The organism is Streptomyces sp. SolWspMP-5a-2, from assembly GCF_900091845.1.
GTDB lineage: Bacteria > Actinomycetota > Actinomycetes > Streptomycetales > Streptomycetaceae > Streptomyces > Streptomyces doudnae.
The window spans coordinates 1-13,263 of sequence record NZ_FMCI01000075.1 but is presented as its reverse complement, the minus strand read 5'-3'; the positions used below and the strand labels follow the sequence as shown (position 1 = coordinate 13,263).

Sequence of the window (13,263 nt, the reverse complement as noted above, 5' to 3'; positions counted from 1 at the left end):
GTTCCAAACTCTATCAGTGATTTTCTGTCTCTCTGACCACCGTCCCGCAGGCATGCGGAAGATGACCCCGAGATAGGATCTGACAAGTTGGGTGCTGCCGGACCGGGGCGTGAAGTTCCGCCCCCTGGTCGTTGGCAGGCTACGACTGTACACGCGGCCCGGAAGCAGGTGCAAATCCATTAGGCTGGTGGTCTAGACCAGTAACTGGTAGCTTTCATGCGGAACCCGCACTTCATCTGACATACGCTGCTGCTCAGCGGGCCGTTCGACACAGGAAGTGACGGCCCGAGCGCAGCTCTCTACGCAGCTTCACCCCTCGGAGGCTTCCCATGACCACCGTGACGTCCCCCCTCTCCGGACGCGCCATCGGACTTGCTGCCGTTCCGGACCCGGTCTTCTCCGGGGCCATGGTGGGCCCGGGTACCGCGATCGACCCGGTGCGGGAGCCCTCCGAGGCGGTCTCCCCCGTGGACGGGGTCATCGTCTCCCTCCACCCGCACGCCTTCGTCGTCGTGGACGGCGAGGGGCACGGTGTGCTCACCCACCTCGGCATCGACACCGTGCAGCTCAACGGAGAGGGCTTCGAGCTGCTGGTGAACAAGGGGGACACGGTCACGCGCGGCCAGAGCGTGGTGCGCTGGAACCCGGCCGCCGTCGAGGAGGCCGGCAAGTCCCCGGTCTGCCCGATCGTGGCGCTGGAGGCGACCGCCGACTCCCTCGCCGGCCTCACCGAGAGCGGCGACGTGAAGACCGGGGACGCTCTCTTCTCCTGGCAGTGACATCGTCGCCCGACGGCGTGTGACGGCACAGAGGACAACCAACGCGGCGGCGGGGCCCGCCGCACTAAGCGGAGACGGGTGAGATGGAGACAACGCTGCGAGGCGTCGGCGTGAGCCACGGTGTGGCCATCGGCGAGGTTCGGCACATGGGGACGGCGGTCCTGGAACCGCCCGCGAAGCAGATCTCCGCGGATCAGGCGGAGTCCGAGCAGGCGCGCGCCCGTCAGGCCGTGGAGGCCGTGGCCGCCGACCTCATGGCGCGCGGCGCCACGGCGGGCGGTGAGGCGCAGGCGGTGCTCGAGGCGCAGGCCATGATGGCCCAGGACCCCGAGCTGATGTCGGACGTCGACCGGCGCATCTCCGGCGGCGGCACCGCCGAGCGGGGTGTCTACGACGCGTTCGCCTCGTACCGGGAGCTGCTCGCCAACGCGGGCGAGTACCTGGCGGGCCGGGTCGCCGACCTCGACGACGTGCGGAACCGTATCGTCGCCCGGCTGCTCGGGGTCCCGATGCCCGGTCTGCCGGACAGTGACGAGCCGTACGTGCTCATCGCGCGGGACCTCGCGCCCGCGGACACCGCACTGCTCGACCCGGCCCTGGTGCTCGGCTTTGTCACCGAGGAGGGCGGGCCGACCAGCCACAGCGCGATCCTGGCGCGCGCCCTCGGGGTGCCGGCCGTGGTGGCGCTGCCGGGAGCCGGTGAACTGGCCGAGGGCGTCGTCGTCGCGGTCGACGGCGGCAGCGGCGAGATCTTCGTGGACCCCAGTGCGGAGCAGCGGTCGCTGCTGGAGAGCAAGGACGCCGAGCGGAAGGCGGCCCTCGCCGCCTCCTCCGGGCCGGGTGCCACCTCCGACGGACACAAGGTGCCGCTGCTGGCGAACGTGGGCGGGCCCGCGGACGTCCCGGCCGCCGTCGAGGCCGGTGCCGAGGGTGTCGGCCTGTTCCGCACCGAGTTCCTCTTCCTGGACGACAGCACCAAGGCGCCGTCGGAGGAGAAGCAGGTCGAGGCGTACCGCGCGGTGCTGGAGGCGTTCCCGGAGGGCCGGGTCGTCGTGCGGGTGCTCGACGCCGGTGCGGACAAGCCGCTCGACTTCCTGACCCCCGCCGACGAGCCGAACCCGGCGCTGGGTGTGCGGGGGCTGCGGTCGCTGCTCGATCACCCCGACGTGCTGCGCACCCAGCTGACCGCGCTGGCGAAGGCGGCCGAGGGGCTGCCCGTCCAGCTGGAGGTCATGGCGCCGATGGTCGCGGACCGCGCCGACGCCAAGGCGTTCGCGGACGCCTGCCGTGCGGCGGGGCTGCGGGCCAAGTTCGGCGCGATGGTGGAGATCCCGTCGGCCGCGCTGCGGGCGCGGTCGATCCTCCAGGAGGTCGAGTTCCTGTCGCTGGGCACCAACGACCTCGCCCAGTACACGTTCGCCGCCGACCGTCAGGTGGGCGCGGTGTCCCGGCTCCAGGACCCGTGGCAGCCCGCGCTGCTCGACCTGGTCGCGCTGTCGGCGGAGGCGGCGAGGGCCGAGGGCAAGAGCTGCGGTGTCTGCGGTGAGGCCGCGGCCGATCCGCTGCTGGCCTGTGTGCTGACCGGTCTGGGGGTCACCTCCCTCTCGATGGGTGCCGCGTCGATCCCGTACGTGCGCTCGGCGCTGGCCACGTACACGCTGGCGCAGTGCGAGCGGGCCGCGGCGGCGGCGCGGGCCACGGACAGTGCGGAGGCCGCGCGGAAGGCCGCTGAGGCGGTGCTGTCCGGCGCGTAGTGCGGCGGGCCGTGCACACGGCTGTTCGTCGAGGGGCGCTCCACCCACGGGTGGGGCGCCCCTCGCGCGTGGTCAGTGGTGGTGGTCGGGCGGCTGCTCCCCGAGGTCGGGCGGTTCGGTGTAGTCGACGTCGGACTCCGGGGAGATCAGGTCTCCGGAGTCGACGTCGGTGCAGTAGGCGTCGAAGACCTCGCCCGCGGTGAGCGGGGCCAGGCCCTCGCCGCGCAGACGCCAGCCGTAGACGCGGTCGGTGGTGCCGGGGGCGGTGGTGCGCATGACCAGGCCGCCGGGTGTCCGGGTGGCGATGCCGAGGGCGAGGACGGTGGTGAATTCGAGGGCCCCGGCCTCTTCGAGGCGGGTGTGCTCGCCGTCCTGGTCGGCGCGCAGGACGGCGACGAGGGTCTCCGGGGTGGCGGAGACGCTGCACACGAGGTGCCGGTCTCCCGGGGGTGCCGTGTCGAGGATGCGGACCAGCAGGGCCGAGGCGCGGCTGAAGGCGGCGCGGCCGATGTCCTCGCCGCAGACGGCGCAGTCACCCAGCCGCGCGAGGAGGGTGGAGGCGTACTCCCAGGTGGCCTGGCGGACGGCTTCGTCGACGAGGGCGGGGACGAGGTCGGTCAAGGGGCGGCCGTCGTAGGGGACGGTCGGTCCGGTCGAGGCCAGTTGTGCGGTGAAGCGGGTGCGGCTGGCCGGGGCGTCGGGGTCGAGGCCCGTCTCGGCGCAGTAGTCGGCGTACTCCCCCGGGTCGAAGAGGGCGACCGTGGTGTGGCCGCCCTGGGACGCGCGGGTCTTGAGGAGCGCCTCGACCTGGTGGAGGTAGGTGGTGTGGTCGTCGAAGGTGAAGCTGCGGTAGCGCCGCATGGCGCGGAAGTCGTGCTCGTCGGTCAGCAGGCCGATGGTGCCCGCGATCTCGCGGCGCAGCGCGCGGCGCATGGTCGGGTGGTCGGTGTGTGCCATGGGTCCCCCTGTGCACGTCGATCAATGCTCACTCACAGTAATCGGGGGCACTGACAACGGGGACCCTGCGGCAGGTCGGGCGGCTGTTCTTGCTGGTCAGCGGCGTTTGCGGGCGAGGTCTTCGTAGAAGTGGAGGAGGCTGACGTCGTCGATGGAGCCGGCGTTGACGGCCTTGTCCAGCGGGGTGCCCTGGAGCAGGCGTTTGACCGGGACCTCGATGCGCTTGCCGGTGAGGGTGTGCGGGACGGCGGGGACCTCGATGACCTCGTCGGGGACGTGGCGGGGCGAGAGCTGGTCGCGGATGGTGCGTTTGATGCGGGTGAGGAGGTCGTCGTCCAGGGTGGCGCCCGGGGCGAGGTGCACGAAGAGGGGCATCCAGTAGCCGCCGTCGGGCTGTTCGACGCCGATGACGAGGGATTCCTTGATCTCCGGGAGCCGTTCGACGGCTTCGTAGATGTCGGCGGAGCCCATCCGTACGCCCTGCCGGTTGAGCGTGGAGTCGGAGCGGCCGTGGATGATCACGGAGCCGCGGGAGGTGACGGTGATCCAGTCGCCGTGGCGCCAGACGCCGGGGTACATGTCGAAGTAGCTGTCGTGGTAGCGGCTGCCGTCGGGGTCGTTCCAGAAGCGGATCGGCATGGAGGGCATGGGGTTGGTGACGACGAGTTCGCCGACCTCGTCGATCACCGGGTCGCCGTGCGGGTCCCAGGACTGGAGGTCGGTGCCCAGTGCCGGGGCCTGGAGTTCGCCGATGTGCACCGGGAGGGTGGGCACGCCTCCGGCGAAGCAGGAGCAGACGTCGGTGCCGCCGCTGACGGAGGCGATCCAGAGGTCGTCGCGGACCTCGTCGTGGAGCCAGCGGAAGCCGTCGGGGGGCAGGGGCGAGCCGGTGGTGGCGACACAGCGGACCCGGGAGAGGTCGGCGTCGCGTGCCGGGTGGACCCCGGCCTTGCGGCAGGCCATGACGTAGGCGGCGGAAGTGCCGAAGAGGGTGGCGCCGGTGCGTTCGGCGATCCGCCACTGGGCGCCGGTGTCGGGGTACCCGGGGCTGCCGTCGTACAGGACGACGGTGGTGCCGGTGAGGAGGCCGGAGACGAGGAAGTTCCACATCATCCAGCCGGTGGAGGTGTACCAGAAGAAACGGTCCTCGGGGCCGAGGTCGCAGTGCAGGCCGAGCTGTTTGAGGTGCTCGACGAGGATGCCGCCCTGGGACTGGACGATGGCCTTGGGGAGCCCGGTGGTGCCGGACGAGTAGAGCACCCAGAGGGGGTGGTCGAAGGGCACCTGTTCGAAGACGGGTTCGGTGTCGGCCTCGGTGAGGTCGGACCAGTTCAGGGCGCCCTCGGGTGTGTCGGTGCCGAGCAGCGGGATGTGCACGACGGCGCGCAGGGTGGGCAGTTCGCGGCGGAGTTCGGCGACGGTCTCGCGGCGGTCGTGCTCCTTGCCGCCGTAGCGGTAGCCGTCGACGGTGAACAGGACGACCGGTTCGACCTGCTGGAAGCGGTCGAGGACGCTGCGGGCGCCGAAGTCGGGGGCGCAGGACGTCCAGACGGCGCCGACGGCGGCGGTGGCGAGCAGGGCGACGACGGCCTGCGGGATGTTCGGCAGGTAGCCGCTGACGCGGTCCCCGGGGCGTACGCCGAGGGCGCGGAGTTCTGCGGCCAGGGAGCCGACCTGTCCGCGCAGCTCGGCCCAGGTGACGGGACGGGGTTCGTGGGTCTCGTCGACATGGAGGAGTGCGGGTTCGTCCGCGCGGGTCGCGGCGGCGCGCAGCGCGTGTTCGGCGTAGTTCAGGGTGGCGCCGGGGAACCACTGGGCTCCCGGCATCGAGCGGTCGCCGAGCACGCGCGCGCAGGGCGTCGAGAAGCGGACGTCGAACCACTCGGTGACGGCTTCCCAGAAGGTGTCCAGTTCGTCGACGGACCAGCGGTGCAGGGCCGGGTAGCCGCCGTCGGCCGGGGCTCCGTACCGCGCGGACGCCCATGCCTGGAACTTCGTGACCCGGGCCTGGGCGATGCGCTCGGGGTCTGGCCGCCAGAGCGGCTGGGGGTTCACGGTCGACATGGGGCGGCTCCCGGACTGTGCGCGTCGTGTGCGTCGGGCGCGCACGTGCGGGGGTGTGCGCGTGACGCGGCTGACACGGACGATGCCATGTGATCCACTTCAGCACCAGGGTGCGCCCGCGTACTCCCTGGCGTGAAGATGTGGTCGCCGCTCTGATGAACGGCAGTTGAACGACCCGCGTGCGGGACGCGGACGGTGGCAGTGTGAGCAGCATGGACGGTCGTGACCTGGTGCGTTCGGTGAAGTCGGTCGGTTCCTCGGGGGCGGCCCAGCGGTTGCGTACCGTCGCGGCGGCGTGGCGCGGGAGGCGGGCGGACGCGGGCCCGCTGCCCGCGCGGGGTGCGGAGCGGGCCCGGGTGCCGGGGCCGGTGCGGGAGGTCGAGCCGGGGCCCGGTGGCGGTGTGGTGCGGTTCGCGCGCTCGGAGCTGCGGGTGCTGGTGACCGTCAGCGGGGCGGTCTTCTGGGGCTGGGACGGGGCGGGGCCCGAGCCGTCGTACGCGCTGGCGGGGCGGTCGCCCGAACCTGATCCGCGGGCGGTGCTGGAGCCGGACAAGGACGGCGGCTGGCGGGTCGTGGCGGAGCGGATGACGGTGATCGTCTCGCGGCTCGGGGCGGTCGAGGTGCGTACGCCCGGTGGTGTGACGCTGCGCCGGGATCTGCCGCCGCGCTGGTGGGAGCCGGTGGACGGGGGCGCGGGGCGGTGGATGCAGCGTTCCGAGACGGCCGCGGACGCGCGGTTCTTCGGGCTCGGGGCGCGGGCGTCGGGGCCGCGGTTGCGGGACGGGGTGTACCGGCTGTGGAACACCGCTCCCGGGCGGCCGCTCGGCCCCGGCCAGGACCCGCTGTCCGTCACGATGCCGATGCTGCTGGTGGTGGCGGACGCGGCGACGCATCTGGTGTTCCACGACTGTTCGTGGGACGGCGCGCTGACGCTGCGGGAGGGCGAGGAGGGCGCGGGGTCGGGGCACGACCGGCCGGGGGCGTGCGAGCTGCGGATGGACGGCGGTCCGCTGCGCTGCTGGGTGGTGGTGGGCACGCCCGCGCGCGTGCTGCTCGGCTGGGCGGCGCTGACGGGTGCTCCGGCGCTGCCGCCCGCGTGGGCGCTGGGGCATCAGCACGCGGCGCGGGGTGCGGGGAGCGAGCAGGAGGTGCGGCGGATCGTCGCCGGGTTCCAGGAGCACGGGCTGCCGCTGGACGCGGTGCACCTGGACGCCGGGCACCTCGACGGGCAGCGGGCGTTCGCCGTCGACCGGGAGCGGTTCCCGAAGCTGCCGGTGCTGGCGGACGAGGTGCGGCGGGACGGGATCCGGCTGGTGTCGCCGGTGGAGCCCGCGGTGGCCGTCCGGCCGGGCGACGCGGTGTTCGACGCGGGGACGGCCCTGGACGCGTTCGTCCGGGACCCCTCGGGGCGGCCGGTGCGGGGGATGGCGCGCGCGGGCGAGTCGGTGTTCCCGGACTTCACGCACGCGCGGGTGCGCGCGTGGTGGGGAGGTCTGTACGCGGAGCGGGTGGCGCAGGGCTTCGCCGGGTTCTGGCACGGCCTGGACGAGCCGACCACCCTCGCGGCGTTCGGGGACAGGACGTTGCCGTGGTCGGCGGCGCACTCCCTAGAGGGCCGGGGCGGGGACCACCGGGAGGCGCACAACGTGTACGGGCTGTGCATGGCGCGGGCCGCTCACGAAGCACTGGGCGAACTGGTGCCCGAGGAGCGGCCGTTCGTGCTGTCGCGTGCGGGGTGGGCCGGGCTCCAGCGGTACGGGGGCGTCTGGTCGGGTGAGGTGGCGGCGGGCTGGCCGGGGTTGCGGGCCGCGTTGTCGACGACCGTGGGGCTGGGGCTGAGCGGCATCCCGTACGCGGGGACGGACGTGGGCGGGGTCGGTGGGGACGTCCCGGCCGAGCTGCTGCTGCGGTGGCTCCAGCTCGGCGCGTACCTGCCGCTGTTCCGCACGCACGCGGGTGCCCGGGTGGGGCGGCGGGAGCTGTGGGAGTACGGGGCGCAGACGCTGGAGCACGCGCGCGTGGCGCTCGCGGAACGGCGGCGGCTGGCGCCGTACTTCATGACGCTGGCCCAGGTGGCGCGGCGGACGGGGACGCCCTGTGTGCGGCCGGTGTGGTGGGGTGCGCCGGAGGACCGGGCGCTGCGGGACTGCGAGGACGCGTTCCTGCTCGGTGACTGTCTGCTGGTGGCGCCGGTGCTGGCGCCGGGGGTGGAGCGGCGCGCGGTGCGGCTGCCGAGGGGGCGCTGGTACGACGCGGTCACGGAGCGGGTGTACGAGGGGCCCGCGCAGGTGCTGGTGGAGGCTCCGCCGTCCCGGATACCCGTGCTGGTGCGGGCGGGGGCCGTCGTCCCCGTGCGGGGGGACGACGGCGGGGTGGAGTTGGAGGTGTGGGCGCCGGCTCCCGGGCGCTCGGGCGGCGGGCTGCTGATCACCGACACGGGTGAAGGCGGGGCCGATCCGGAACCGGAGCGCCGTGCCGTCCGTTGGGCGGGTCAGCGGCTGGTGGTGGAGCGGGAGTGCGAGGGGGGCGTGGCGCAGCCGCTCCTGCCGGTCCGGGTGCGGGGACTGGTCGGGGACCAGGCTCAGTAGCGGCCGTCGAACCAGGCGTGGGCGGCGATGGTGTGCAGCGGGAAGCCCAGTTCCGCTGGGCGGCGCAGCAGGTGCCAGCCCTCGGTCTCGTCGGTGGCGGCGGATTCCGGGAGGCTGTCGACGGAGCGTTCGGGGAGGAGGCCGAACAGCAGGAGGTGTCCGTCCGGGGAGCTCATGGCGTCGACGAGCCGTACGTCGCGGACCGCGGCGTCGATGCCGGTCTCCTCCTGGAGTTCGCGGACGACGGCGTGCCGCCAGTCCTCGCGGTCGTCCACGAAGCCGCCGGGCAGGGCGACGCCGCCGAGCGCGGGGGCGACGGTCCGGGTGATGACGACCAGGGCGGTGCCCTCGGTGTCGTACACGGGCTGGAGCGCGATCGCGACCGGGAGCGGGTTGCGGTAGGAAACGGTCCGGCAGGCCGGGCAGGTGCGGGGCCAGCCGGAGACGCCCTCTCCGTAGGGCGCGCCGCAGCTCGAACAGTGGGAGCCCGGCGCGGAGTTGGGGGTGGGGTGCTGAGTTTCGGACACCCGGCGGACTGTAGCCGATCGTGGGGAGGGCGTCGTGCCGACGCGGTTCAGGGGCGGCCGGTGAGGGACTTTCGGGACACCGGGAAGTCGAAGTAGGTGTCGGGGTACGGCTCGGGCTTGAAGGTGTAGTGCCACCACTCCTCGGCGAGGTTGACGAAGCCGAGGTCTTCGAGGGTGTTCTTGAGGAGCAGCCGGTGGGCGCGTTGCGGGCCCTGGACGCGCGGGTCCAGGGTGTGGGCGAGGGGATCGAAGCAGTCGAAGCCGGTGCCCATGTCGACGGAGTTGTCGGGGAAGCGTTCGGCGCGCGGCGCGTAGCAGGGCACGAGGGGCTCTCCGGGGCGGTAGGGCCTGGTGGGGCGCGCGGGGAGCCGGACGAGCGTGAGGTCCATGGTGGAGCCGCGACTGTGGCCGGACTTCTCCGCGATGTAGCCGTCGTCGAAGAGGCGGGTCTTGTCGACGTGCGGGTAGAACTCGCCCTTCATGGACTGGTCGTCGAGGTCCTCGGCCCAGCGGACGAAGTGGTCCACGGCGCGCTGCGGGCGGTAGCAGTCGTAGACCTTGAGGCCGTATCCCTGGCGCCGCAGCCGGAGTTGGGCGCGGTGGAGAGCTTCGGCCGCGGGACGGGTGAGGATGCAGAGGGGTTCGCGGTAGCCGTCGACGGGTTCGCCGACGAAGTTGTGCGGGGTGCGGTAGCGGATCTCCTGGAGGATCGTCGGGTCGACGGCGCGCAGGGCCGTGAAGTCGGCGGGGGACTTGGGGTCGGCGGTCGCGCGGGCGGTGGTGGAGGCGGTGGTCACGGCCAGCAGGGCGGCGAGCGCGGTGACCAGACCGCGTACCGCACCGGACATTTTTGTCATGGCTCCTCCATCTATCAGGGAGGCACCGCCCCCGGGAAGGACCCGGCGCGGCGTGTCGCGGCCGTCCTCCTGTCGCGCTCTGCCCTTTCCCCGGCCCGCGTGGCACACTTCTGACGTTCCGTCAGATCTGGTGTCGGGGAGGGGCTTTGGCGCGATCACGGAAACCAGCGGTGGAGGGATGGTTCATCGGTGAGGAGGCGGGGTTCCGCCTGCTGGGCACCCGGTGCGCCGCCTGCGCGTCGGTGTTCTTCCCCCGCGAGGACACCCACTGCCGCAACCCCGGTTGCCCTGGGGGCGAGTTGGCGGAGGTTCCGCTCTCGCCGCGCGGGCGGGTCTGGTCGTACACGGACAGCCGTTACCGGCCACCGTCACCCTATGTGAGCGATCCGGAACTTCCCTGGGACCCCTGCACGTTGATGGCTGTGGAGCTGGAGACCGAGCGGATCGTGGTGCTGGGGCAGGCGGTTCCCGGGGTCGCCGTCGCCGATCTGGCGGTCGGCATGGAGGTGGAGGTGGTCCCCGGAGTGCTCTACGAGGACACCGCGACCACCTGGCTGACCTGGCACTGGAGGCCGACGGAGGTGACGGCGTGACGGATGATGTGGCGGTGCTCGGCGCGGGCATGCACCCGTGGGGCAAAGGGGGCCGCGGTTTCGCCGAGTACGGCGCGGTGGCGGCCCGCGCGGCGCTCGCGGACGCCGGTCTCGCCTGGCGTGAGGTGGGCTCCGTCGTCGGCGCGGTGACCGTGCGTGGCGGCTACCCCGGGTATGTGGCGGGGGCGACGTTCGCGAGGGCGCTGGGCTGGCAGGGCGCCCGGGTGGCGAGCGTGTACGCGGCGTGCGCGTCGGGGGCGCAGGCCGTCGACACCGCGCGGGCGCAGATCCTCGCGGGGCTCGCGGACGTGGTGCTGGTGGTGGGCGGCGACGCCGCGCCGAAGGGCTTCTTCCGGCCGGCCGGAGGGGACCGGCCGGACGACCCGGACTGGCTGCGCTTCCGGCTTCTCGGTGCCACCAACCCGGCCTACTTCGGGCTGTACGCGCGGCGGCGGATGGCCGTGCACGGGGACACCACGGAGGACTTCGCGCTGGTCAAGGTGAAGAACTCGGCGCTGGGAGCGGAGAATCCGTACGCGCGCTACCGCCGGGCGGTCGGCCCGGAGGAGGTCGCCGCCTCGGCCGTGGTCGCCGACCCGCTGCGGCTGCTCGACATCTGCGCGACGTCGGACGGTGGCGCCGCGCTGGTGCTCTCCAGCATGGAGTTCGCGCGGCGGCACGGGGTGGCGCAGCCGGTCCGGATCCGGGCCGTCTCGACGGTGACACCGCGCTACCCGCGGACCGTCCTCGACCTGCCGGACATCGCGACGGACTCCGCCGCCGCGGTCGCCCCCGCCGACGAGTCGTTCCGGGAGTCGATCGCGCGGGCCGCCTACGAGGAGGCGGGCGTCGGGCCCGGTGAGCTGTCCCTGGCGGAGGTCTACGACCTGTCCACCGCCCTGGAGTTGCAGTGGTACGAGGATCTCGGGCTGTGCGCGCGGGGTGAGGGCGCGAAGCTGCTGCGCGAGGGCGCGACGGCGCTCGGCGGGCGGATACCGGTGAACGTGAGCGGAGGGCTGGCCTCCTTCGGGGAAGCCGTACCCGCGCAGGCGATCGCCCAGGTCTGCGAGCTGACCTGGCAGCTCCGCGGGCAGGCGGGCACCCGGCAGGTCGCGGGCGCCCGGGTCGGGATCACCGCCAACCAGGGCCTGTTCGGGCACGGCTCGTCGGTGATCGCGGTGCGGTGAGGCCCTGTCCGGGTCGCCGCCGCCGGGGCTCGCGGAGTCGGGGTGCGGGTCAGGTCGTCACGGGGTTGCGGCGGCTCGCCGCGTGCGACATCGCGTGCTGGACGACGCCGACCAGGATCTCCTTGACGGAGGCGCGGTCCCGCGCGTCGCACAGCACGATCGGGACGTCCTCGTCGAGGTCGAGGGCGCGGCGGACCTCGTCCTCGGGATAACGGGCGCCGCCGTCGAAGCAGTTGACGCCGACCAGGAACGGGATGGAGCGCCGTTCGAAGTAGTCGATGGCGGCGAAGCAGTCCTCCAGGCGGCGGGTGTCGGCGAGCACGATCGCGCCGAGCGCGCCCTCGGACAGCTCGTCCCACATGAACCAGAAGCGCTGCTGTCCGGGCGTGCCGAACAGATAGAGCACCAGGTCCTCGCGGAGGGTGATGCGGCCGAAGTCCATCGCCACGGTCGTGGTGTGCTTGCCCTCGACGCCGCTCGTGTCGTCGACGGGGCGGCCCGCCTCGGTGAGCAGTTCCTCGGTGCGCAGCGGTCTGATCTCGCTGACCGCGCCGACGAGCGTGGTCTTGCCCACGCCGAAGCCTCCGGCCACCAGGATCTTGAGCGTGACGGGCTCGACCGGGGGCTTTCCTCGCTCAGATCGCCCGAAGATCATCGTGCGTTTCTCCTACGGGTGGGAATGGGGGCTCCGGGCGCCGTTCACAGCGCCCGGAGTCCGTTGATCACGTCACGCAGAATGCTCTCGTCCGGCAGCTCGGCCGGGGGGACGGGCCGGGTCACGTGGACGAGTTCGCAGTCGACGAGGTCCCCGATGAGGACGCGCACCACGCCGACAGGCAGGTCGAGTTCGGCGGCGAGTTCGGCGACCGACTGCGGGGTGTCCCGGCAGAGCCCGACGATGTCCACGTGTTCCGGGGACAGCGTCGCGTCCTCCTCCGGGTTCTCCACGTGCGGTTCGGTGACGACCACCGCGATCAGGTCGAGGCGGTGCTGGGCCGGGCTGGTGGTGCGGCCGCGCGTCATCGCGTACGGGCGGACGACCGGTCCGGCCTCGTCGTCGAACCAGTGGCTGCTTCCCTGACCGTCAGCGCTCATGGCATCTCACTACCCGTCCGCGGGCTGATCGGTGCGGGGAGCGGAGCCCAGATGCGTGCCGACCCGCTTGACCAGGAGCGTCATCTCGTAGGCGACCTGGCCGACGTCCGAGTCGGCGTCCGAGAGGACCGCGAGGCAGCTTCCGTCGCCCGCGGCCGTCACGAACAGGAAGGCGTCGTCCAGCTCGACGACGGTCTGCCGGACGCTGCCCGCCTCGAAGTGGCGGCCGACGCCCTTGGCGAGGCTGTGGAAGCCGGAGGCGACGGCGGCGAGGTGCTCGCTGTCCTCCCGGGTGAGGTCCTTGGAGACGCCGGTCGGCAGGCCGTCCCCGGAGAGCACGAGAGCCTTGCGGATGCTCGCGACCCGTTCCACCAGCTCGTCCAGGAGCCAGTTCAGCTCTCCGGAGCTGTTCTTCACGCTGATGCCGGTGGCCTTCGGTGCGGTCATCGACCGTCCCCCTTGTTCGTTCCCTGTGGTGCCGCGCCGCCGGTGGCGTTCTCGCCCGCGGCGTTCTCCTCACGGCCGCGCTGCCAACCACGTTGCAGCGAGGCCATGCGGCTGCGTACTTCGTCGGCGTCCCGCTCCACCGGCTGCGGGCGCTCCGGGGCGCGCCCGGGGCCCTTCTTCAGCTGCGGCGCGAGGCTCGCCTGCCGAACGCGCCGCGGCAGTGCGCCGGTTCCCGCGTCCGGTGTGTCGGGGGTCTCGTCCCGCCGCGGTCCGAGGGACGCACGGGACTCCTGGGCGTCCCGGGGCGCCGGACCGCCCGCGGTGCTCCTCGGGCCGTCGGCGGGCTCGGCCGGGGTGCCGGGCCGCAGCGGCGAGGTGCCGCGGCGGCGGGTGGGCAGCGCGGGTGCCGGGTCCG

12 protein-coding genes and 1 pseudogene are annotated in these 13,263 nt (G+C 73.1%); 5 read left to right on the top strand and 8 right to left on the bottom strand.

The features are described from left to right. Window positions 1–329: 329 nt before the first annotated feature. Window positions 330–779, top strand: a complete 450-nt coding sequence (locus GA0115242_RS06895; RefSeq protein WP_093825581.1) for a PTS sugar transporter subunit IIA — start codon at window positions 330–332, stop codon at window positions 777–779. An 83-nt stretch (window positions 780–862) separates the two neighbouring features. After that, window positions 863–2,533 (top strand): phosphoenolpyruvate--protein phosphotransferase, encoded by a 1,671-nt coding sequence (gene ptsP, locus GA0115242_RS06890; protein ID WP_093825579.1) that lies wholly within the window; start codon window positions 863–865, stop codon window positions 2,531–2,533. Between the two features lie 72 nt (window positions 2,534–2,605). On the opposite strand, the gene GA0115242_RS06885 is transcribed toward ptsP, so the two are convergent. Both GA0115242_RS06885 and GA0115242_RS06880 read right to left on the bottom strand, forming a co-directional pair. Continuing rightward, on the bottom strand, window positions 2,606–3,490 hold the full coding sequence (locus GA0115242_RS06885) for a hypothetical protein (RefSeq protein WP_093825577.1): 885 nt from the start codon (window positions 3,488–3,490) through the stop codon (window positions 2,606–2,608). Between the two features lie 96 nt (window positions 3,491–3,586). Then, complete coding sequence (locus GA0115242_RS06880) at window positions 3,587–5,554, bottom strand: acetoacetate--CoA ligase (protein ID WP_093825575.1); 1,968 nt, start codon at window positions 5,552–5,554, stop codon at window positions 3,587–3,589. Window positions 5,555–5,766: 212 nt separating this feature from the next. On the opposite strand from GA0115242_RS06880, the gene GA0115242_RS06875 reads away from it, so the two are divergent. Then, window positions 5,767–8,142, top strand: coding sequence for a glycoside hydrolase family 31 protein (locus GA0115242_RS06875; RefSeq protein WP_093825573.1), 2,376 nt, complete (start codon window positions 5,767–5,769; stop codon window positions 8,140–8,142). Here the strand turns inward: GA0115242_RS06875 and GA0115242_RS06870 are convergent. Together GA0115242_RS06870 and GA0115242_RS06865 are read right to left on the bottom strand one after the other, a co-directional pair. Then, window positions 8,136–8,669 carry an NUDIX domain-containing protein gene (locus GA0115242_RS06870; protein WP_093825571.1) on the bottom strand — a complete coding sequence of 178 codons (534 nt, stop codon included), beginning with the start codon at window positions 8,667–8,669 and terminating at the stop codon, window positions 8,136–8,138. The two genes, GA0115242_RS06875 and GA0115242_RS06870, sit on opposite strands and share 7 nt — an antisense overlap. Window positions 8,670–8,716: 47 nt before the next feature. Further along, window positions 8,717–9,526, bottom strand: a complete 810-nt coding sequence (locus GA0115242_RS06865; RefSeq protein WP_093825569.1) for a M15 family metallopeptidase — start codon at window positions 9,524–9,526, stop codon at window positions 8,717–8,719. Between the two features lie 170 nt (window positions 9,527–9,696). Here GA0115242_RS06865 and GA0115242_RS06860 point away from each other — a divergent pair, with 170 nt between their 5' ends. Beyond that, window positions 9,697–10,119 carry a Zn-ribbon domain-containing OB-fold protein gene (locus GA0115242_RS06860; protein ID WP_093825567.1) on the top strand — a complete coding sequence of 141 codons (423 nt, stop codon included), beginning with the start codon at window positions 9,697–9,699 and terminating at the stop codon, window positions 10,117–10,119. Beyond that, window positions 10,116–11,306 (top strand): lipid-transfer protein, encoded by a 1,191-nt coding sequence (locus GA0115242_RS06855; protein WP_093825565.1) that lies wholly within the window; start codon window positions 10,116–10,118, stop codon window positions 11,304–11,306. The genes GA0115242_RS06860 and GA0115242_RS06855 overlap by 4 nt, the downstream gene beginning before the upstream one ends. Window positions 11,307–11,355: 49 nt before the next feature. On the opposite strand, the gene GA0115242_RS06850 is transcribed toward GA0115242_RS06855, so the two are convergent. The 4 genes and pseudogenes from GA0115242_RS06850 to GA0115242_RS41495 form a co-directional block, all read right to left on the bottom strand. Continuing rightward, window positions 11,356–11,961 (bottom strand): GTP-binding protein, encoded by a 606-nt coding sequence (locus GA0115242_RS06850; protein WP_093825563.1) that lies wholly within the window; start codon window positions 11,959–11,961, stop codon window positions 11,356–11,358. A gap of 44 nt (window positions 11,962–12,005) precedes the next feature. After that, window positions 12,006–12,401 carry a DUF742 domain-containing protein gene (locus tag GA0115242_RS06845; protein ID WP_093825561.1) on the bottom strand — a complete coding sequence of 132 codons (396 nt, stop codon included), beginning with the start codon at window positions 12,399–12,401 and terminating at the stop codon, window positions 12,006–12,008. 9 nt (window positions 12,402–12,410) lie between these two features. Next, window positions 12,411–12,848: a roadblock/LC7 domain-containing protein gene (locus GA0115242_RS06840; protein ID WP_093825559.1), complete on the bottom strand. Its 438-nt coding sequence runs from the start codon at window positions 12,846–12,848 to the stop codon at window positions 12,411–12,413. Continuing rightward, window positions 12,845–13,263 (bottom strand): annotated as a pseudogene (locus GA0115242_RS41495) (histidine kinase); the annotation flags it as partial. The pseudogene GA0115242_RS41495 and the gene GA0115242_RS06840, both read right to left, overlap by 4 nt.

Excerpts from the sequence above, each read along its gene's own strand:
- GA0115242_RS06895 (WP_093825581.1), top strand. The coding sequence starts at position 330 with ATGACCACCGTGACGTCCCCCCTCTCCGGACGCGCCATCGGACTTGCT.
- ptsP (WP_093825579.1), top strand. The coding sequence starts at position 863 with ATGGAGACAACGCTGCGAGGCGTCGGCGTGAGCCACGGTGTGGCCATC.
- GA0115242_RS06885 (WP_093825577.1), bottom strand. The coding sequence starts at position 3,490 with ATGGCACACACCGACCACCCGACCATGCGCCGCGCGCTGCGCCGCGAG.
- GA0115242_RS06880 (WP_093825575.1), bottom strand. The coding sequence starts at position 5,554 with ATGTCGACCGTGAACCCCCAGCCGCTCTGGCGGCCAGACCCCGAGCGC.
- GA0115242_RS06875 (WP_093825573.1), top strand. The coding sequence starts at position 5,767 with ATGGACGGTCGTGACCTGGTGCGTTCGGTGAAGTCGGTCGGTTCCTCG.
- GA0115242_RS06865 (WP_093825569.1), bottom strand. The coding sequence starts at position 9,526 with ATGACAAAAATGTCCGGTGCGGTACGCGGTCTGGTCACCGCGCTCGCC.
- GA0115242_RS06850 (WP_093825563.1), bottom strand. The coding sequence starts at position 11,961 with ATGATCTTCGGGCGATCTGAGCGAGGAAAGCCCCCGGTCGAGCCCGTC.
- GA0115242_RS06845 (WP_093825561.1), bottom strand. The coding sequence starts at position 12,401 with ATGAGCGCTGACGGTCAGGGAAGCAGCCACTGGTTCGACGACGAGGCC.
- GA0115242_RS06840 (WP_093825559.1), bottom strand. The coding sequence starts at position 12,848 with ATGACCGCACCGAAGGCCACCGGCATCAGCGTGAAGAACAGCTCCGGA.